Here is a 19,613-nt window from a genome sequence, read left to right on the forward strand (position 1 = left end):
GAATACGCACTAGAAGGACAAGGCCAATGACGGCAAACAGACAAAAAGAACATCAGAGTTTTGATACATTCTGGCCGTTCTATTTGCAGGAACACGCCAAACCGGCGACACGCAACTTGCACTATATCGGTACCAGTCTGGTGGTGCTTATCGGTCTTTACGCAGTATTTACAACCAACTGGCTGTTGTTGCTTGCCATGCCGCTAGCAGGCTATTTCTTTGCGTGGATCGCACATTGGCGGATTGAGAAGAACCGCCCCGCGACGTTTACCTATCCGTTGTGGTCGCTGATCGCCGACTTCAAAATGTGGGGGCTTTGGCTGACCGGTCGTTTGAAACCGGAGCTTCGGAAAGCAGGTGTGGAAGACGCTTAACCGGCCTCTTCCAGTTCTGTGCCCTGGTCGTTTATAGCTTCAGTGCCTTCGATCCAGGTCCCGATATCTCGCGCCACCTGATCTGGTGTTTCCTCCATCGGCAGATGCCCAGCGTCCTTATAGATGATCAGTTTTGACCCCGCTATTGCGGCTTCGAATGCCTTGGCATGCGAAACGGGAATGACCTTGTCCTGCTCTCCCCACAGCAGCAGAACGGGCATTTTCAAATTCCCGACCTCAGCCCATTTTTCCGGTTCACGCGCCGTCTTGCCCCGCGCAACCGATGCTTGCCGATTACCGGGAAAGCGCAGCAATTCCCAATAGCGGGTCACCAGTTCATCGGTCAGACGTTCCGGTTGTGCAAAATTTTCTTCCAGCGACGAACGAACCAGGAATTTGGGTGTAATCTCTGGCAGCAGCAACTGACCGACGGAAGATCGCGCCAGCCGTGCACCAAGATAAGGTTTGATCTTTTCATCCGTCTGCGCACCCGAGGCATCGATTAAAACCAGGCCTGAAACACGCTCTGGTGCAGCAAGGCCAGCACGCCATGACAGCCATCCGCCCATGCTGTTGCCTACCCAATAGGCACGTTCAACACCGACTGTATCAAGCACTTTAACCGCCGCCGCAATATTCGCATCGGCGCTGTAATCCCCCTCGGCTTGAGGACCTGTCAGGCCATGACCGTACAGATCGAGAGAGATGAGACGATATTTGTCGCCAAGCAGGGCCACAACCGGTTCCCAGGTCTGCAAAAGGCTATTTGACCCGTGGACGAGAAGGATCGCCGGCCCATCTTTGTTGCCTTCATCTCGATAATGAATTTTACCGCCAAAGCCGTCATCGACAAATGTCGAGGCATCGTTCGTATATTTGGCGATCATTTCGGCGCGGTCGGTATCAGGCGTGCGAAATATGAAGAACGCAGCAACCAGAATGATGACCAATGCGACAATGAGACGAAATACGGTTTTCATGATGCTACCCCAGCTGTGTTCGGGGGGAACAATACATACCAACCCTAGTGGAGGACAGACAAAAAAAGGGCGGGAGTACAATTGCATTCCCGCCCTTCAAAATTTTAACCGACTGGATTAAGCTTGCTGAAGATTTACAGCGGCTTTCTTGCCATTATTTCCGGTTTCAATGTCATATGTAATGCGTTGCTCTTTCTCAAGAGTCTGCATGCCAGCAGCTTGAACGGCCGTGATGTGCACGAAGCTGTCATCACCACCATCTTCAGGAGCGATAAAGCCATAGCCTTTGTCTGCGTTGAAAAATTTTACTGTGCCTGTAGGCATATTCTTATTCCTATTCATAACTTAATTATGCCTGACCCTGCTTTTAGGCGGGATCAGACGGGGTTGCCAACGTCGAGAAAAAGGAAAAAAGAGCAGGCGGGCTTTCGAAAAAGCCGCGAAACAAGAATTTCGTCGAACGCGATTATTAGCTGCAGCGGCCCATAGCAGCCTATCTGCCACTTAGCAAACCGCTTGGTTGACGGGATGCGCCGATATGAGGCTTTAGGGCGTCGAAACCAGCGCGATGGCCGACAATGTCAAAGTTAAAACCCCCAATCCCAGCGACAATATCCAGCGCGCGCCAGCATCCAGGCCGGTTCCATACCGGCTGCAACATCGAGCCCGCCGATCATGCCCAGCCCAACATCCTATATATGCCAATGCCACCATTGCAGCTCTTTCCCTTGCGGGCGATAAAGTGTAGCGTTTCATCTTATGAACCAGACACTTAAAATACCGGGCAGCATCTCTGCCGTTGCCATTGCCTTGACCCTATCCGCCTGTGAGCCTGGCGAACCACCCGTTGCGCCGGATCCGGCGGCGCAGGATGTCTATTTTGAGCGTTTATCGCTGCTCTGCGACAAGGCTTATCCGGGACAGCTGGTTTCCGATCAGGAGGCCGACGCGGACATGATCGGCCAACCGATGGTCATGCATGTTGCAACCTGCGATCAGAGTGAGATTCAGATTCCCTTCCATATCGCCAATGCTGATGGCACCTGGAACCGGTCGCGAACGTGGATCATCACCCGCACCGACGACGGCCTGAGACTGAAACACCGCCATCGCCATGAAGATGGATCGCTGGACGCTGTCAGCAACTATGGCGGTGATACCGGTTCAGAGGGAACCGCAGAGCGTCAGGAATATCCTGTCGATAACGAATCTATCATGCTCTTCAAACAGGAAGGGCTGGATCAATCCATAACCAACACCTGGGCGGTCGAAATCAGCCCACCTGGCAAACAGGAAGCGCGCTTTGCCTATGAACTGCGCCGCCCTGATACAGCTGGCGGGCGTTTCTTTCGGGTAGAGTTTGATCTCTCCAACTCCATTGAACCTCCACCACCGCCATGGGGTGACGAGGAATAATCATGGCTTGACGCGATCATAGTTAGTCGCTCACTATCCTCCCATGCTTCCCGCTCTTCTCGTCAGTGCCTTGATGGTTCTGCTCACAGTTGCCATTCATGGCGCCGGTATACTTGCCCTTGCTCGTCTACTCAGGGTCGAGGCTCGTGAGGAGGCAGAGGAGCATATCCACCCAATGTCGCTGCGCGGGATCGCCGTGACATTGATGCTGGTACTCGGTTTATTCGCGCTTCACGGGATCGAGATCTGGGCTTATGCCCTTGTCTATCTGTTGCTGGACGCCCTGCCGACTTTGTCCGACGCTGTCTATTTCTCGACCATCACTTATGCGACCACCGGCTATGATGACGATGGCTTCGCTGAAGCCTGGCGGATGGTCGCCGCGATCGAGGGTGTCAACGGTATCATCCTGCTCGGCTGGTCCACTGCTTTCTTTGTGACCGTTGTCGCACGCATGGGCCGTAGCCGTTGAGTGAGCATGGCAATGACACCGCCTTGCGCAAGGGCTTTCGCATCTTACTGGCTGCATTGTATCTGCTCGCGGGCATTGCCCATATCCGCAGTCCCGCAGGCTTTCTCGCGATCACACCTGATTGGGTACCTTTTCCGGAACCGGTCGTTTTCCTGACCGGAGTAGCGGAGATAGCCGGCGCCATCGGCTTGCTCATCCCACCCAAACTCTTGCCCCATATCCGCTATGCCGCCGGCATCGGTCTCGCGCTTTATGCGCTGTGCGTCTATCCGGCAAACGTCAACCATGCGGTCAACAATATCGCGATTGGCGGAGAGACGGCGAGTTGGGCCTATCACGGCCCGCGCTTGCTGTTTCAACCGGTCTTCATCTGGTGGGCATTGATTGCCGGAAATGTCATCAACTGGCCGTTCAAGATGAGATCTGGCTAATCGGAAGATGTCCGTTCGCTCAGCTGCCGCAAATTGTCTTCATGTCCCGCACGGTCAAGCCGATACATGCTGATAACCGCGATCATGGTCATCCAGAGTGCGAGGATCAGAGGCACATAGACCGCCCCCAGCTGCCAGAGTGTAGCGGCTGAGACCTCTCCCTGCCCTGCACCAGATTGCAATCCGACAATTCCGAGGACGCTGCTTGCCAGGATGATCCCGACACCGACACCGCATTTGCGGATGAAGGTTGTCGCGGCAAAGAAAATTCCTTCCGAACGCCGACCGGTTTTCAGTTCCGCCTGTTCGACCAGATCAGCGATCATCGATGATGCCAGGATCTGATAACAGATGATCAGACCGACATCGATTGTCGTAGCGACCAGAACAAACCAGAAGACAAATGGTGATTCATTACCTGGCAGCAGGTCAAATACCCGCAGCATGATTGGCGTTGGCGACCCGATGAAGGCGATCAATCCGATAATGATTGCACCACGTTTCTTACCGATTGTGCGGGTGATATAGGGCGCCAGGAACAAGCCGATAAATGTCGACAAAGTAACGCCCAGGGAAATGAGCCCGATTTGCTGTGGACTGAATCCCCAGAAATAGGTTGCGAAAAAGAAGTTCAACCCTCCCGCGAGACCGGAGGCAATGAAGCCCAGCAGGCTCGCGAAAAACAGCGCGGCAAAAGACCGGCTCGACAGTGTTTCAAAAATCTCCCGAAACATCAGACTCGGTGTGATTTTGCGCTTTTCCGGTGGTGCGCGGAGTTTGGGGATCAGATGATGTGTGCCCAGCGCCGATATCATGATCGCCCCAAACATCACCAGCGATGCAATGAAACCGTACAGGGCATAAGCATCGCGATTAAACTGGCCGTTGCTGATCGCGGCTGTCACGAAGGCCGGGAAGATCAGGATGAACATCGCGATAGCCATCGTATTGCCGCCCAGCCAACCGAAGAACCAGCGGAAACTGATCACCGAACTGCGCTCGTCATAATCCTGAGTCATCTCCGGCGCCAACGCAGTGCTGGGGGTTTCATATATGGTAATGAAGGTTCGGATAAGGATCGAAAGCAATAGCACATACCAGAAGAGCTGTGCATTGCTCCAGCTTTCGGGCGGGTTCCACAGGAAGTAGTAGCTGATCGCCACCGGTACTGCGGCGGCATACATGAACGGATGCCGACGGCCCCATTTGGATCGGAAATTGTCTGACCAATAGCCGACAATCGGGTCGCTCAGCGCGTCTGCAACCAGTGCAATCAAGATGGCTAATCCGACCAGTTGGGCATTGAGTCCAATGACTTGCGCATAAAAAAGCAACAGCAGATACTGAAACCCGCCATCCTTGATCCCGTATGCAACGGATCCAAAACCATAAGCGAGTTTCGTCCAAATCGATGGCTTTGTGGCCTTTACAACCGCTGATGCGCTCATATTTTCTCCAGCTTGACGGTGCGTTATTGATCGCACTCTGGCGGCTGACCCTAAACAGGTTGTGTCCATTTACAAGCACCTGCACGCTGTTACAAATCTCTGCAGGGCGACCCGATTCATGCTATGCTTGTCTATGGAGGGCAATTTTGGAAGGAAGGCCCAATGGAACGCCATGGAGATGAAATCTTAGTCACCGAGAAGGAAGCCAGCAACAAGACCCGACCCCAAGGAGTGCGATGGGTATTGGCGGTTTCCTTGGTAGCCGCGCTGGTTGCGATGTCCTTTGTCTGGATCATACCGGCCCTGTCATAAAATCCCGTGGACTTGATCATTTGTTGATCCTGATCAATTGATACGCACGTCAACTGCGATATATTATTTTAAGACTCTGCAGCAGGAGAGCGATGATGACCACCCCCCGAGAGACATCCGAAACCACCGAACGTCAGGGCCATTGCCTGTGCGGAGCTGTTCAAATAAACGCGCCTGAAGCCAGCAATATGGTCGGTGCCTGCCATTGCGGGATGTGCCGACGCTGGGGCGGTGGGCCCGCCCTCGAGCTCGATTGCGGCACCAGTGTCACGCTCACCGGAGAGGATCATATTGCCATCTATGATTCCTCAGAATGGGCCGAGCGCGGCTTTTGCAAAACCTGCGGCACTAACCTGTTCTACCGGCTGAAGGAAAATGGCCAATATATGATCGCCAGCGCCATATTCGACAATCAGGACGGCCTGACCTTCACGACGCAAGTCTATATCGATGACAAACCATCCTATTACAGCTTTGCAGAGCAAACCGAGAATTTGACTGGTGCGCAGGTAGAGGCGCTATACGCCCCACAACCCGAATAGGCCGACTGCCAAAACGCTATCGAATAGCAATCGGATTAATCACCATCTGGACGGCGCCCTTGAAGCGCGGTTGACCCAGCACGAACATGAATTCAGTCGCACCATCTTTTGCCAGCTCTGCCGTGTTGATGCTCTCTAGAATATGCACGCCATGTTTCGCGAGCAATGTCTGGTGCACAATGAACGGCTTGGTTTGATCCTCAAAAGGGATTGCCTCCAGCGCCGCTGTGTCTGCACCGACCATTACGACATCGAGCGAGGCGAGATATTCCGCCCCCTCGACACCCAGACCCGGCTGCTGCGCAATATATTCCTGCGGATCGCTTTCACTCTTGCTCATCCAGCCGGTGTGGAACAGCACCACATCACCCTTGCCTATTGTTACCCCAGCCGCCTTTGCCGCCGCTTCAATCTCCGCCCGGTTAAATGCTGTTCCGGGATCGAGTGTGGCCTTGCCGAAATATTTGGTCATGTCGAGCAGCACACCCCGCGTCGCCGTAGGCAGGATTGTCTCCGTTCCATATTTGGTTACACCAGCGGGCTGATAAAGTTCGCTGCCCTTCACGCCATTATAATAATGGTGGTCGATGCCGAGATGCGCAAATCCGTCAATCTGAGTTCCGATGCCGACCCAGCTGTGGATGATATCATCATGCGCAGTGACCTTGTTCGCGCCCATTGATCCACCCTGCCCGTCATTACTCTGCAAGACCGTAGCGCTATAGGATCGCGGCGGATAAGCAGGTGTTGTTGGCCCGGTCACCACACCAAGGGCATAAGTCTTGCCGGTCTTGACCAGCTTCGCTGCACTGACCGTGCCTTCCGGTGACAGATTGTTCATAGCGCCGATATTATCGTCCGCGCCATATTTACTGGGATACCATTTCTTCTCAGCCTCTTGCGCAATTGCCGGCATCGCAAGCGCTGCGCCCGCCAAAAAAGTGAACATCATCCGCATCATCTCTCTCCCTTTTTTCTGATCCCTACCATCACGATAACCTATTCACCAACCGATCCCGTCTTTGCGGCCAACAAGTGGTGGTTTGGCATCAGCTTTTTCCTGAATCACTTATCTATACAACCGATTTGGCAATTGCTTCCTCGGGTGTCCGCCTCGCGCTTAACTCGTCCAATATGCGATTGTGCTCTGCCCGTGTCAGCCGATATCTTGCGTAAAACAGCAATGACACCAACGCGGCAAAGGCCATGATCGGTCCGGCCATCACCCCCAGTCGCCACACGATATCGCTGTCGACTTCGCCGGGTACAGCTTCAAACGGCAGGACAATGAAAAGGTCCAGACTTACACCAGCTATGAAGTGACCGGCAGAATTGGATGCCTTTGCAAAAAAGGCTCGCGCTGAGTAAATTAAACCCTCTTGTCTCAACCCGGTAACCAATTCATTCTGGTCAGAGATATCGCCCAATATAGACAGGATTGCCACCAGTCCGATCGAAAATCCAATCGCAGCACACATCACGCAAGCCAATAAGATGGGCATAAGCATATCCGAACCATTTGGAGGCATCATGCCTAGAAGCCTTAAATCAATCGGCAATTGAACAAATATGATCAGGGCGAGAAGCCCGCCTATAACAACCCGCTTTCGGTCAAAACGCTTCATTAAAATGGGCGACAAGACTGCCCCCAGGACAATGGCCGGCACTGTCGCCAGCCCGAACCATTTTATCTGCTCCGTCTGAAGTTCCCAAAAATAGGTATAGACGAAAACCTGCAAGGTCTCGTTCATTCCGACCGAAATCATGAGGAGGAAATAACCCAGCATGATAAAAGCGTAGTTCGGGTTTTTAAGTGCCCCCAGAAGTTCCTTGTAGAAACTTGCTAAAGAAAGCCGCTCCTGACCTTCTGCAGGTTTGCTGAGATACGGAATACGGTGCTTGGTTCCTATTGCGCTAAGAAAAATCGCGATCAATATGATGCTGCAAGCGGTCATCACAACCGGGCCATAGGCCGAGGCATCAAGATGTTTGGGGACTATGGTGCCATCTGCAAGCTCAGATTCCCCGGCAAGGAAAAACCCCCATGCAGTGAATGCAAACAGAGCCCCGGAAGCATATCCGAACACGGCATTGATGCTGAACAGCTTTGAGCGATCATTGGAATCTTTGGTTATCTCCCCACCAAGCGCGTAGTGAGGGATCGAGTAGAGTGTCAGGAAAAACCGAGCCAATATTGTCCAAGAAGCCAGCCAGACAAACAACCAGATCTGATCGGGTTCACCTGTTGTCCCGCCGGTTAATTGTGCAGGCGGGTTGAAAATCAGAAACAGCGAGATTGCGAGTGGGATTGGGGCGGCGAACAAAAAAGGATGGCGCCGCCCCCATCGCGACCGCCACTTGTCGGAAATCATCCCGATCACCGGATCGGAAATCGCATCGCCGAGGATTGCGAGCATGATGGCGGTGCCGATCAGCGAATTGGAAAGTCCGATTGCCTGATTATAGTAGATCGAGATGAAGGTGTTGAACATGCCGAGGAAGACAATCTCGCCCATCGAGCCGACGCCAAAAGCGACTTTTGTCATGAAGGGCAGTTTTTGACGAATATCGTTCATTTTCAACCCATTCTCCTCTAGGATAATATTATACGGTATTTATAATAATGAAACCGCTAATATGATCGGAAACGAGTAATGAAATTATACCATCAAGATGGTGCACCCAATCCGCGGAGGGTCAAGATTTTCGCGGCTGAGAAGGGTATCGATCTAGAGCTTGTGTCAGTTACCATGTTGAAGCGTGAGCATAAGACACCAGAGTTCCTCGAGAAAAACCCGAGCGGGAAAATTCCAGTACTCGAGCTCGAGGATGGACGTTATATTCCTGAATCGGTTGCGATCTGTCGCTATCTGGAAGCAGTTGAGCCGGAACCCAATCTGTTTGGTCGCGACGCCTATGAGCTCGCCTATATCGAGGCACGCAATCGCCAGATTGAATTTGAATATTGGCGGGAGATAGGAATTTCATGGGTTAACGGCCCAATTGTAGGGCAACTGGGAATAGTAAAGCAGGTTCCCGAAGCCAAAGAATTGAGCGACAAGAACACGCATCATTATTACAAACGCCTCGACAAGGAATTCGCTTCGTCTGCCTATGTCGCGGGTGATCGTTTCACGGTAGCGGATATTACTCTGGTTACAGGGGTTGATTTTGCATCGGCATTAGTGGGGTTAAAGCCAGATGAAAGCCTGAAAAATCTCGATCGCTGGCACAAGGAAGTTTCTTCGCGCGCGAGTTGTCAGGCGTTTAGCGCCATGCCTGGTGGGTCGTCTTAATCATCAGCATTTCGTTCGGGCGAAACGAAGCTTTTCATCCCCGAATGGATGAATTGTAGAGCGTCTTCGATCATCCTCGCTCGATTGCCACCATGCAATCTCCACTGCGCTGCGGCCGCTTGAGACACACCGGACGCAAACACGGTCATCTTCGTAGCCTGACTGCGAGTCACCGGATAGAATTCCATCAAGCGGTTCACCAGCAACTTGCCAACGCCAAGCGTGTCTTTCATATTTGTCGGATGTAGGGAGGCTTCAATGTCCGGTTGGCTGCGCAATATAGAGACAATATTGCCGTTCGCGCCCTCATCAAAATTCGAAGTTACCGCGATCCGAACAACGTCTTCGTAAGCTTCAGCCTGTTCCAGCTTCATTTTGATGTCGCCATAAAACCGGATAAGCTCGCGTCCGAGCAATTCCTGCAACAGCGCCAGCCGTGTATCGAAATATTTGTAGATCAGTGGATTGCTGACTTCCGCTTCTTTGGCCACAGCTTCCATCGTCAGCGACGAAAAGCCCCGCGACAGGATTATGTCACGCGCGCTATCCAGTAGCTGATTGCGTCGCTCTTTGGGAGCAAGGCGGAGGCGTTTTTCCTTAAGCATAGATCAAAAATAAACATCGCGGCGGAGGAAACAACCGGTAATTGGATTGTCTACAAATCCGAAGCCTACAGCCCCATCAGATCTTCGAAATTCTTACTGTAGAAATGGTCCAGCTCTTCGGGTGTCGCATTGACCGCGTCAAGACTGCGTTCAAAGTCACCAAAAGGATCAGAACCCCCTTCAGGATGCGGATAATCGGTGTTGAACATCAAAATTTCTTTGCCAACACTCCGAAGAACCCATCCGGCATCTTCAAAGTGCAGTGGGGTCACCCGCACCTGACGCTTCACATATTCAGAGGGCTTGATCGACAGATCGCGCAAGGCAACATCAAACTTCCCAAGTTCCTTCACCCCAATATCAAGATTTTGCATCATTGCCGGGACCCAGTTTGAACCCAGCTCAATCAGTCCGATTTTCAGATTGGGGAAACGCTCCAGCACACCGTCATAGATCATGCAGGTCATCCACCGCTCGATGGAATGGTGCAGAACATTAATGTCCTTCGGTTTTGTAGTTTCCAGATTGAAAGGACTGCCTTCAAGAACGCGCTCAACGCCGGTATTCATATATTCTGACGGCATACGTACGCCGCTACCTATGTGCAATACGATCGGAACCCTGGCCTCCTCCATCACCGCCCAAATGGGATCATAGCTCCGGTGCGAAGGTGCCCGTCCATCGACGGCATCGGAGAATAACCAGATCGCTCTGATACCAAAACCAATAGCCTGCTTCGCACTCGCTAAAGCCTTTTCAGGATCGTTGAGTGAGATAAAACCGACCGGCAGGAGGCGCTCATCACCGGAACAGAAATCCGCCATCCCGCGGTTCAGCGCTTCAGACCCCTCATATACAACGCGCTCATCTTTGGAGCGGGCAAAGCGCGACAGTGCGGCCAGTGGAAAGACGATTTGCGATTGAATGCCCATAATATCGAGAGCTTCGCTGCGCTCTTTCTTGTCGATCGCACCAAAGGCCGCCCACTGGTTCATCTTCGCCTTATGACCAAAAATATTTGATTTCAGGCCCTCGGTCAGTTCCGGGTTTTTGCCAGCCAGACGATTGTCGGCCATTTCAACAATGGGTTCAATCCCCGGAAGCGATTTGGAAATTAATCCTTCGACCAAATTTTCCTTCACATATTCACTGGCATATTGATCGAGCCAATCGAATGAGTCGGTAATGTGGCTATCTGCATCATGAACGACGCGTCCGGCCCGGTGGGAAGTTTCTTGTATTTCCTGGGTCATTGACGTCGCCATTGTGCTTTCCTCTCAAACAGTCTCTTCGGACATTGTTGAATATCTTTACTAGTTATATATATCATATAATAAGAGTCAATATTGCGAAGCAGCGTGGGAACAGAGACTATGGCAACAAACAAGTTTTCCAGATTTGTGGAAGAAGAAGGAAAGGACAGTGAAACCGTGCTGATGTCAGACGAAGATATAATTGATCGCCTTTTTGACCATATCGACAACGGCACAACCGACAGAGGCCAATCCAGCTGGAAGGAACCGACAGCCAATTATCTGTCAGCGGAGCGGTTAGACCGGGAAATAGCCGTGTTGCGCAGGCGCTGGACTGTCTTCTACCCTTCTTCGGCACTGCCAAAATCAGGGGATTATATCGCAAGGGACGCGGCAGGAATTCCGTTAATCGTGGTTCGGGGAAATGATGGTGAAGTGCGGGCTTTTCGCAATGCCTGCCGCCATCGCGGAGTCCAGGTGGCGAAAGGCCAGGGCTGCACCAGCGTGTTTGTCTGCCCCTATCACGGCTGGTCTTATGGCACTGACGGAACGCTGCGTAGCGTGCCGCATGGTGATGGATTCCCTGGTCTGGAAAAAGAAGGTCGCGGCCTTGTTTCGTTAGATTGCGTAGAAAAAAAAGGATTGGTTTTCGTTCGACAAGACACCGACCAGAAAGAAGATAAAGGTCTGCTCGATATACCGGATTTGATCCCGGATGGATTTCGCGTGGTCAAATCGGCGGCGATGGAAATTGAAGCAAATTGGAAACTGCATCTCGAGAGCGCGTTAGAAGGCTATCATATTCGCTCAACCCATCAGACAACATTCTTTCCGGTTCAATATGACAATCTGACCGTTGTTGAATCATTCGGTGAGAATAGTCGCATTGCTTTTCCTTATCAGGCGATTGAAGGACTCCGCGACAAGCCAAGATCAAAATGGTCAACCAACGGCCGAATAACTTTTGTTTATCACCTCTTTCCCAATGTCATAATTTCCACCTTTCCGGACTGTATGCAGGTCGTCATTATTGAACCTCTCGGGCTCGAACTGACGCGCCAGCATATGTTTCTTTTGACCGATTGCGCAGAAGGCGGAGAAGCATTGGATGCGGTTTTCAAGGGGCAGGAGTTTGCTGCCAAGGGAGCTATTGAAGATCGCGATGTGGTTATGTCGGCCCAACGCGGCTTGAAAAGTGGCGCCAATGCATTTTTGGAGTTCGGTTTGTTTGAAAGTGCCATTGGAAAATTTCATGAGACACTGAAACCAGAGTTGGAAGATCCGGCTTCATAGCGCGGATCAAATTTTTAGGCTGCAACTCATCCTCTACCAGTTGAAATCGAACGACAGCTGAAGTCAATCGCGGTCTCAGGAATTTCGACTACCCCATATCAGCAATCGCACGAGCCAATAACAACAGCTGCAACTGTCCGGCCTGTTATGGATTCTATCGGAACTCTGCCGAGCCCTCGGATGCCCGCTACCGAACCGCTTACGAAATGCTGTTATTTTCATGTGATTATGGGAGCCTTGGATTGGTGCGATCATCTATGATGAGACCGAGCAACAATGAGCGGGTGCAAATCACTGTTGCTCGGTCTCCGGAGGAGCGCTTCTGGGGGAGCTAGAAGCGCAAGGTCAAACCACCCAATACTTGGTTCGAGGCAAGCGAGCCTTCATTGTCATTGCGCCGATACTCGACACGAAACGAGGCGTTGCGATTGATCGCATATTCCAAACCGCCGCCGTAGAGCATGCCATTGCCGGTCACCTTATCCGTCGCCACAGCCGTGTCGTTTCCTGCGGCGAACCTGCGGACGGTGTAGCGGTTTAGACCATAGCCGACCCTGCCATAAGCCAGAAGCCGTGGAACAATGGCAATGCCGGCCCTGGCCGAAACGCTTGCGGCCCATTTGGAATCCAGCTCAATGGAACCGCCGCCGGGCAGCGTAGAGCTTAGCGTTTTGCCATTGGGACTGAAATCGGCCTCAACACCCAGCACAAATTCATCAAACTGGGCGTCATATCCGGCAAAGCCACCATAGGATATGCCACTGGATCTGTCATTTAGCCGCGCGCTATTAGGTGCAGGTAACAAGTTATCGTCGATCTTGCGGCGCTCCCAACCAGCTTGCACGCCAACTTTTACGCCTTCAAAATTTTCGTCGTCACTCTGCGCATGCGCAGCCGATGCTCCGGTCAGAACGCCGAAAGCAGCGATGGTGGAAATCATTAGGGTCTTCTTCATTTTATGTCCTTTCTCGACATTTTGGGGAAAATTTGGGCACAAGAATCCTTCTTCGGAAAACATGAGCCCGATGGTAGTTTTGTTAATTTTGTGAAATTTCCGGTCGTAACCGGCAGGATTAGATCGCTGAAAAACCTTACATTATATCAGCCGACAACGGCGTGACCGCGACCACCCATGCAGCGAATAACAATATCTTTTCGGTCCGTTCGGGTATCAGCAGCGCCACTCGCACCACCAATCAGGCCACCCAAAAGCGCACCGACTATCGCACCCTCTATTGAATTATCTTCGATGGCTCCTGCCGCACCGCCAACAACAGCACCGGCCAAAGCCGAGGTCTTGGTGTCTCCATTGTCATAGCGCTTCGTTTTCGCGAGTGCCTGACAGTCGGCAAGGTCGGCGTGATAGACTTCATCTTCATAGCCATCGACGATCGGCCGATATCCCGATGCGGTGTTTGCGCATCCGCTCAGAACAAGGCCGGTGCAGGCGATTGCCATGATGGTGCTGGTTTTTTGAACTCTCATTTCTGCGTTTCCTTCAATGAATATTTCGATTGCATATCGCCAGCTACACTCTAAAATCTTTCTGAAACATGAATATTTTTTATTGTTTTACAATATTTTTTATCTGTCATTCAGAAGGTAATTTCTATGAATCAGCAAGCCAGTACCCAGAATCGTTGGCTTTATCGGCTGTTGCGCATCGTTGCCGGGGTGATGACGTCGCTGGTCGGATTGACCATTATTCTGACAGCCGTGACTGCTCTGATGGGAGACATGGAGCTCTTGGTTGACATGGTTGAAATGGAGTCGGCCGATCCCAAACTGGGTTTGGTTGCCCAGATTGCTCTTGTTGTTACATGCGTCCTTGCCGTTTTCACATTCCTGCTGTTGTTCCGGTCTATCAATCGGTTTCTGGCTCATGCAGAGAAAGGCGAGCTATTTTTGGACAGTGCGGCCAATGCGCTGTCCAGAATGGGTGTCTCGATGATCTTGTTGTATGTGGTTTTCCTCAGTTTCGACGTTCTGCTGCCGATGCTGATCGAACCGGAGTCAATCATTGAAAATAGCATTGATTTCTTTATCTATTTGATCGATCTCAATGCTCTGGGCTTGCTCATCGGCATTGTTCTGATGGCACTGGCGGGAGCCCTTCGCGAAGGACGCGAACTTCAAGATGAACTGAGGCAGATCGTCTAATGACCATTGAAGTAACCCTTGATGTGATGCTTGCCATCCGGAAAGTTAAATCCAAAGACCTTGCGTCACATGTCGGCATTACGGACGCCAACCTCTCCCTGCTAAAATCGGGAAAGGTCAAAGGCATTCGGTTTGAAACGCTTACCAAAATCTGTGAATATCTCGATTGTACACCCGGTGATTTGCTGCGCTATGTGCCCAGTGTTTCTGATGGTGCAGAATGACAAGAAATGTGTGCTCTTATCTCTACGTTTGCGCCCAAAGCGGCCATTGAAGCTACGGCCGCTTTATCCCGAAAGCGGACGTTGGAAATGGACATCTATCGTATCCCATAGGATAACCGAACCGATTGAGAGGATATACAATATGTTGCCGATATCAAACAGGTCCGCGCTTACTGCATTTACTGTGATCGCCCTCTCCACGACCGGAGCATGTACTCAGCAGACGGAAAATAGCAGTAGCGAACGGACTAATGTGAAAACTGTTTCTAACGTCACGAACGCAATCGAAAAAGTCGATGGGCTCGACATATTTTATCGTGCGGCGGGTGATCCGTCCAAGCCCGCGCTGGTTTTGCTGCATGGTTTCCCGACTTCGTCATTTATGTATCGCAAACTACTCGCGGAACTGGGTGAGGATTATTATGTGATTGCACCGGATTATCCAGGCTTTGGCAATAGCAGTTCTCCATCTACAGGCGACCATAATTACACATTCGACAATCTTGCCGATACCATGAACAATTTTCTTATCCAGCGCGGTATTGATGAATATGCTTTGATGATTCACGACTATGGCGCACCCATCGGCTTTCGGATTGCACTAAGGCACCCGGAAAAAATCACTGGCATTATTGCCATGAATGGAAATGCTTATGAAGAAGGAATGAGTAAGAATGGGTGGAGTTTGATCAGACAATATTGGAGGGGGAAAACGCCAGAGTTAGAGAAAACCATAGCTGACAATGTTTTCACTGAAGCTGGCATGAAATGGCAATATACCCATGGAACACGCGATCCGGAAAGCATCGACCCCGCTAATTGGCAGCAAGACTACGCAAAAATTTCCCGTGAGGGCCAAACCGCAGTTCAGCTGGCGCTGTTCTACGACTATCAAAATAACGTGAAATCCTATCCTGCTTGGCAGGAATATTTGCGCAAAAATCAGCCGCCAATGCTGATCATATGGGGCAAGAATGATGCATTTTTCTCCGTCGCAGGAGCGGAAGCTTATAAGCGCGATGTGAAAAATATTGACTATAATATTCTCGACACGGGGCATTTCCCTCTGGAAGAGGAAAGTGACTTCATCGTTCCCAAAGTTCGGGATTTTATGCTGAAAGTAACACGTTAAGGAACGGTCTTTCATCCATTGCTCGCAGCGGCAAAATGGCTTTAATTGAAGTCGGCATAAGGAGGTCTCTTTGATTGGGTTTCTTTTGCTCCAACGACAATCCCTTATGTCCGCAATATCCCGAAAGCGGACATTAGCTTTGTTCGGTTTTAGCGGCAACAAGTGGGGTGGAAAGCGGACATTGCACCCGCGTAATTGAACCTATTTGAAGCAAAGATGCTTGCCGGTCGAAACCTTCATTTCAAACGCTCGAGCCTGCAGGCCTAATGCATAGCGAGTTGCAGTTTGTCGAATGAATGAAGTGATTGGTCGTCGACCATTTGTGCAGCTCTATCTTTCATATAGCCCTTGGCAGGCTTGGGTCTGAACAAAGACTAGCGACCCAATGCCGTGGAGGAAAACAGTGAAACTTCTCTCATCGTCGATCGCCCTGCTGCTCGTTTTTTTGGCTGTGGGTTGCACAAGCGAAAACCAGAATAAAGCACCTGAGCTCACAGGCCCCTATCTGGGGCAGGAACCTCCCGGCCTGACACCAATCCCCTTCGCTTCAGGGCTTGTGACAACAAACGCTTTTGAGGATGGCGGCGTCTTTTCGCATGACATGAATGAGTTCTATTTTGTTAGAGAACGCCCGCAGGATCGAGAGCTCGAAACAATCGTCTTCACACAAGAAAAAGGTCTTTGGACCAAGACAGTGAGGGCGGGAGAAGATGCTGAACCATTCTACAGATACTTTGCGCCCGATGGCAAGACGATGCACTTCGGCAAGCAATATAAGGAGCGCACCAGTGACGGTTGGTCGGACACCAAAAGTCTTGGACCTGATTTCGAAGACATAAATATCATGAGCCTTTCTGCCTCATCGCAGGGCACCTACGTCATAGATGAAAGACGCGACGGGGACGATGGCCTTCTGCGATATTCACGGTTGGTTGATGGCGTGCGTGAAGCTCCGGAACCGTTTGGTAGCGCAATCAACAGCGGAACACGCAATTCCCACCCCTTCATCGCCCCCGACGAGTCCTACATCATGTGGGACGGCATAAAAGACAGCGGATTTGGCAATGTCGATCTGTATATCAGTTTTCGGCAGCCAGATGGCTCATGGGGGCGAGCTATCAATATGGGCGCGGCAATAAACACGGATGCATACGAAGCAGGACCGAAGGTTACACCAGATGGAAAATATCTGTTCTTCGTAAGAGTTGTAGGCACGACAGACGACAACCCATATTCCGATATAGACATATTTTGGGTCGATGCGCAGATCATCGAAAACCTCAGACCTAAACAGTAAGCTTGGCACACATCCGAGACTGCTAAGTTGGTCGTCGCCTTTTGGGTCGTTAGATGAACGGCAGCTACTGCTTTCCAATGTCCGCTTTTGCGCCCATAGCGGACATTAGCGTTCCGGCTGCTTTATCCCGAAAGCGGACATTAGCTAATTGAGTTTTGATCGCTTTTTATCGTCACATAGAAGATCCGGTTCGTAAAGAACACATAGATACCGGCCATTGCAGTTGGAAATAGATAGACAAAACTCTCAATTTTGCTGCTGTCGTCATCTAAAAAATGTTCTCTCACAAAGTAGTAAGAAAACAGCCAAAAAATTATGTTTATCGCCTGAACAGCTATGTAGTTCAGTTTATAGTTGAACATGCAATCTTCCAATCATTACTCAATTGACCGCGAATGAAGAGTCATTCTAGAATGACTTTTCGCGTTAGCAACCAAGACCGCTTAATCCCGAAAGCGGACATAAGAAGCAGTGAGTTGTCGACGCAATTTTAATATCCCAGTTTTTTTCGGCCTAGTATCTTCAAAACAATCGACCTGCCAAACTTCAATATCGGATATAGGGCTCCTGCCCTTCGCTGAGATTTGAAAATCCACCAATTCAGACGTCCGAAAATAGAGCTGGACGGCTGGGCAAGGGAATGGATTGCCGCTGCGCCGTAGATTATGGTGTCACCTTCAACCAGCGCCATACCCTCATCCACGACAAAACCTGCTTGTCGCATTTTCATCACTGCTTCATGGTCCTTTTCTTCACGAGCGTTCACCAAAACAAGACCGGGAAACTGTTCACGCAAAGATAACAATTCGACATAGTTTGCGCAAAAAGGACACTCGCCATCATAAACTAGCCAAGTCATGCCGGTTGCTCGCTGTTTATCTGAACTGCTTTATCCTCTTTGATCCCGAAAAACAAACCACCGAAAAGCGGCAAGTCTCGCAGTGTAGCAAGGCTGCGCCACTCTTTGGCGAAGGGAGACATTACCAAGAGAATGAGAAGAACCATCAAGTGCTGTGCATTGCTAATCTCCATCAGCAGCCATGTGCCGGTATGAAATCCTAACAATGCCAAACCCCAGATTACATGCAGACGTGGTCTAAAGACGATGATCACCGCCATGAATTGGACATATATTATTCCCAGAAACATTAGCCATGACACAAAGTAATTATCGATTACAAAGCGCGCGAGCAGCGGCTCGGTTCCCGTTTGAACCATCCTGTCCGCTAGCGTAAGAGCCAGACCACGCGGCGAAAAATTCCCTTCTTGTCCGGCCAGCATAACCGCGATGCCGCTACTGACCTTCCAAAAGCCGGCCAAGCTATAGAAAAACAGGATCAACGCCTGCGCTGTTGCGAAAGTAAGACAATATGCCAATTGTCCAACACGGCTGATGGCAGACGGCAAAAAGACAAAAACAACCGCCACCCAGATCCAGATATGATAGACATGGTTGATACCGCCAAATGATCCGTGCAGAGCAGCGCCAAATAGCAACAATATTGCAAAGCTAGCTCTGGCCAACCAAAGATCTGGCTTCCAGAAGGCCAATAACGAACTCATAAAACAGGAAAAAGTGAGAATGTCGGTGGCGGTACGCAGATCAAATGGTTCGATCCACAATATCGGCCAAAGCAGGTCTAGATCTCTGGCCCCCTCTACCTCACTGCGGAGCATAGCCATCATTGTGAAGGCTATGAAAACTGAAACAAGGTAAAAATACCGGACACCGGTTCGACACCTCAAAAAATTGAGGTGCAAGGCGGCAAATGGTCGTTCATGCTGTGGCCCACGCTGCAACGCCAGGCGCATATGTCTAATCATTTGCATAAACGCCCTTTTCATATGTTGCGATTTTGTGCGTCCTTATCACTTTGCCCGTGGCCAGCCGTTCAATGGGGTCAAAGACGATTTGGACAAGATCATATTCCAGATGCTTGGCTTCAGACATAAAATTATTCTCAATTGACTTGCGCAAACCGATCTCTGCCGGCGCTGATTTAACCTTGGCCTGCGCCAAAAGATTGAGTGCTTTTCCAAAGCGACTATCTCGGCTCCGAGCCGTTTTAAATGCATCGGTTAGATCGTAAAAATACTTCTTTTCCGGAAGCCTTTCACCATTCATAGCTCGAACTACGACGACGATATCGGTCCGAGGATTGGATGACGTGGAAAACAGGCTCCAATTGAAAAAGGGGAACAACTCCGCTCTGTGCTCCGGCTTGCCTACAATAGAGATAAAAATGTAGGCCAATAAAATTATTGGGACCAAAGTCTGTCTGAAATAATACTGTTTCAAAAGCATTTTACAATTGCACCCTGATATCGCTCGATCGATTAAACATAACAGGCTTAATAAAGGGTTACTTTATCCTCAA

General features: G+C 50.6%; 24 protein-coding genes. 12 read left to right on the forward strand and 12 right to left on the reverse strand.

Annotation, left to right across the window (positions count from 1 at the left end):
• The first annotated feature begins 26 nt into the window (after positions 1 to 26).
• A complete protein-coding gene (locus tag DG177_RS05685; RefSeq protein WP_108810603.1) occupies positions 27 to 374 on the forward strand; it encodes an Mpo1-like protein in 348 nt (115 codons plus the stop codon).
• Here DG177_RS05685 and DG177_RS05690 read toward each other — a convergent pair.
• Both DG177_RS05690 and DG177_RS05695 read right to left on the reverse strand, forming a co-directional pair.
• The gene (locus DG177_RS05690; RefSeq protein WP_337658548.1) at positions 371 to 1,354 is read right to left on the reverse strand and encodes an alpha/beta fold hydrolase; all 984 of its coding nucleotides are present in this window, start codon (positions 1,352 to 1,354) and stop codon (positions 371 to 373) included. The genes DG177_RS05685 and DG177_RS05690 overlap by 4 nt on opposite strands.
• Before the next feature lie 117 nt (positions 1,355 to 1,471).
• Positions 1,472 to 1,678, reverse strand: coding sequence for a cold shock domain-containing protein (locus DG177_RS05695; protein ID WP_108810605.1), 207 nt, complete (start codon positions 1,676 to 1,678; stop codon positions 1,472 to 1,474).
• A gap of 435 nt (positions 1,679 to 2,113) precedes the next feature.
• On the opposite strand from DG177_RS05695, the gene DG177_RS05700 reads away from it, so the two are divergent.
• The 3 genes from DG177_RS05700 to DG177_RS05710 are packed head-to-tail and all read left to right on the forward strand — an operon-like array spanning position 2,114 to position 3,673.
• Entirely contained in the window at positions 2,114 to 2,770 is a 657-nt protein-coding gene (locus tag DG177_RS05700) for a hypothetical protein (RefSeq protein WP_108810606.1), read from the forward strand.
• A gap of 43 nt (positions 2,771 to 2,813) precedes the next feature.
• Positions 2,814 to 3,242 carry an ion channel gene (locus DG177_RS05705; protein WP_108810607.1) on the forward strand — a complete coding sequence of 143 codons (429 nt, stop codon included), beginning with the start codon at positions 2,814 to 2,816 and terminating at the stop codon, positions 3,240 to 3,242.
• Positions 3,239 to 3,673 carry a DoxX family protein gene (locus DG177_RS05710; RefSeq protein ID WP_108810608.1) on the forward strand — a complete coding sequence of 145 codons (435 nt, stop codon included), beginning with the start codon at positions 3,239 to 3,241 and terminating at the stop codon, positions 3,671 to 3,673. The genes DG177_RS05705 and DG177_RS05710 overlap by 4 nt, the downstream gene beginning before the upstream one ends.
• Here the strand turns inward: DG177_RS05710 and DG177_RS05715 are convergent.
• The gene (locus tag DG177_RS05715; RefSeq protein WP_108810609.1) at positions 3,670 to 5,121 is read right to left on the reverse strand and encodes an MFS transporter; all 1,452 of its coding nucleotides are present in this window, start codon (positions 5,119 to 5,121) and stop codon (positions 3,670 to 3,672) included. The genes DG177_RS05710 and DG177_RS05715 overlap by 4 nt on opposite strands.
• 162 nt (positions 5,122 to 5,283) lie before the next feature.
• On the opposite strand from DG177_RS05715, the gene DG177_RS05720 reads away from it, so the two are divergent.
• Entirely contained in the window at positions 5,284 to 5,433 is a 150-nt protein-coding gene (locus DG177_RS05720) for a hypothetical protein (RefSeq protein ID WP_337658549.1), read from the forward strand.
• Between the two features lie 92 nt (positions 5,434 to 5,525).
• A complete protein-coding gene (locus DG177_RS05725) occupies positions 5,526 to 5,975 on the forward strand; it encodes a GFA family protein (RefSeq protein WP_337658550.1) in 450 nt (149 codons plus the stop codon).
• 16 nt (positions 5,976 to 5,991) lie between these two features.
• On the opposite strand, the gene DG177_RS05730 is transcribed toward DG177_RS05725, so the two are convergent.
• Positions 5,992 to 6,936, reverse strand: coding sequence for a cyclase family protein (locus tag DG177_RS05730; RefSeq protein ID WP_108810612.1), 945 nt, complete (start codon positions 6,934 to 6,936; stop codon positions 5,992 to 5,994).
• Between the two features lie 112 nt (positions 6,937 to 7,048).
• Positions 7,049 to 8,551, reverse strand: a complete 1,503-nt coding sequence (locus DG177_RS05735) for an MFS transporter (protein WP_108810613.1) — start codon at positions 8,549 to 8,551, stop codon at positions 7,049 to 7,051.
• A 78-nt stretch (positions 8,552 to 8,629) separates the two neighbouring features.
• Here DG177_RS05735 and DG177_RS05740 point away from each other — a divergent pair, with 78 nt between their 5' ends.
• The gene (locus tag DG177_RS05740) at positions 8,630 to 9,271 is read left to right on the forward strand and encodes a glutathione S-transferase N-terminal domain-containing protein (protein WP_108810614.1); all 642 of its coding nucleotides are present in this window, start codon (positions 8,630 to 8,632) and stop codon (positions 9,269 to 9,271) included.
• Here DG177_RS05740 and DG177_RS05745 read toward each other — a convergent pair.
• Positions 9,268 to 9,876, reverse strand: coding sequence for a TetR family transcriptional regulator (locus DG177_RS05745; protein WP_108810615.1), 609 nt, complete (start codon positions 9,874 to 9,876; stop codon positions 9,268 to 9,270). The two genes, DG177_RS05740 and DG177_RS05745, sit on opposite strands and share 4 nt — an antisense overlap.
• A 65-nt stretch (positions 9,877 to 9,941) precedes the next feature.
• Positions 9,942 to 11,129: an amidohydrolase family protein gene (locus tag DG177_RS05750; RefSeq protein ID WP_108812800.1), complete on the reverse strand. Its 1,188-nt coding sequence runs from the start codon at positions 11,127 to 11,129 to the stop codon at positions 9,942 to 9,944.
• A 120-nt stretch (positions 11,130 to 11,249) separates the two neighbouring features.
• Here DG177_RS05750 and DG177_RS05755 point away from each other — a divergent pair, with 120 nt between their 5' ends.
• On the forward strand, positions 11,250 to 12,422 hold the full coding sequence (locus tag DG177_RS05755) for an SRPBCC family protein (RefSeq protein WP_108810616.1): 1,173 nt from the start codon (positions 11,250 to 11,252) through the stop codon (positions 12,420 to 12,422).
• 331 nt (positions 12,423 to 12,753) lie between these two features.
• On the opposite strand, the gene DG177_RS05760 is transcribed toward DG177_RS05755, so the two are convergent.
• Positions 12,754 to 13,377: an outer membrane protein gene (locus DG177_RS05760; RefSeq protein WP_337658551.1), complete on the reverse strand. Its 624-nt coding sequence runs from the start codon at positions 13,375 to 13,377 to the stop codon at positions 12,754 to 12,756.
• Positions 13,378 to 13,523: 146 nt separating this feature from the next.
• The gene (locus DG177_RS05765) at positions 13,524 to 13,907 is read right to left on the reverse strand and encodes a hypothetical protein (protein ID WP_337658552.1); all 384 of its coding nucleotides are present in this window, start codon (positions 13,905 to 13,907) and stop codon (positions 13,524 to 13,526) included.
• A gap of 126 nt (positions 13,908 to 14,033) precedes the next feature.
• Here DG177_RS05765 and DG177_RS05770 point away from each other — a divergent pair, with 126 nt between their 5' ends.
• The 4 genes from DG177_RS05770 (at position 14,034) to DG177_RS05785 (ending at position 17,235) form a co-directional block, all read left to right on the forward strand.
• Positions 14,034 to 14,582: a hypothetical protein gene (locus DG177_RS05770; RefSeq protein WP_108810618.1), complete on the forward strand. Its 549-nt coding sequence runs from the start codon at positions 14,034 to 14,036 to the stop codon at positions 14,580 to 14,582.
• The gene (locus DG177_RS05775) at positions 14,582 to 14,806 is read left to right on the forward strand and encodes a helix-turn-helix domain-containing protein (RefSeq protein ID WP_108810619.1); all 225 of its coding nucleotides are present in this window, start codon (positions 14,582 to 14,584) and stop codon (positions 14,804 to 14,806) included. Before DG177_RS05770 ends, DG177_RS05775 begins: the two co-directional genes overlap by 1 nt.
• A gap of 142 nt (positions 14,807 to 14,948) precedes the next feature.
• Positions 14,949 to 15,938: an alpha/beta fold hydrolase gene (locus DG177_RS05780; protein WP_108810620.1), complete on the forward strand. Its 990-nt coding sequence runs from the start codon at positions 14,949 to 14,951 to the stop codon at positions 15,936 to 15,938.
• Between the two features lie 403 nt (positions 15,939 to 16,341).
• Positions 16,342 to 17,235, forward strand: coding sequence for a hypothetical protein (locus tag DG177_RS05785; protein WP_337658553.1), 894 nt, complete (start codon positions 16,342 to 16,344; stop codon positions 17,233 to 17,235).
• A 490-nt stretch (positions 17,236 to 17,725) separates the two neighbouring features.
• Here DG177_RS05785 and DG177_RS05795 read toward each other — a convergent pair whose 3' ends face one another.
• The 3 genes from DG177_RS05795 to DG177_RS17660 form a co-directional block, all read right to left on the reverse strand.
• Positions 17,726 to 18,094: a DCC1-like thiol-disulfide oxidoreductase family protein gene (locus tag DG177_RS05795; RefSeq protein WP_108810623.1), complete on the reverse strand. Its 369-nt coding sequence runs from the start codon at positions 18,092 to 18,094 to the stop codon at positions 17,726 to 17,728.
• Entirely contained in the window at positions 18,091 to 18,921 is an 831-nt protein-coding gene (locus tag DG177_RS05800) for a hypothetical protein (protein ID WP_337658554.1), read from the reverse strand. Before DG177_RS05800 ends, DG177_RS05795 begins: the two co-directional genes overlap by 4 nt.
• Before the next feature lie 130 nt (positions 18,922 to 19,051).
• Positions 19,052 to 19,540 (reverse strand): hypothetical protein, encoded by a 489-nt coding sequence (locus DG177_RS17660; RefSeq protein ID WP_337658555.1) that lies wholly within the window; start codon positions 19,538 to 19,540, stop codon positions 19,052 to 19,054.
• Positions 19,541 to 19,613: the final 73 nt, after the last annotated feature.

Source organism: Sphingorhabdus sp. Alg231-15, assembly GCF_900149705.1.
Classification (GTDB): Bacteria; Pseudomonadota; Alphaproteobacteria; order Sphingomonadales; family Sphingomonadaceae; genus Parasphingorhabdus.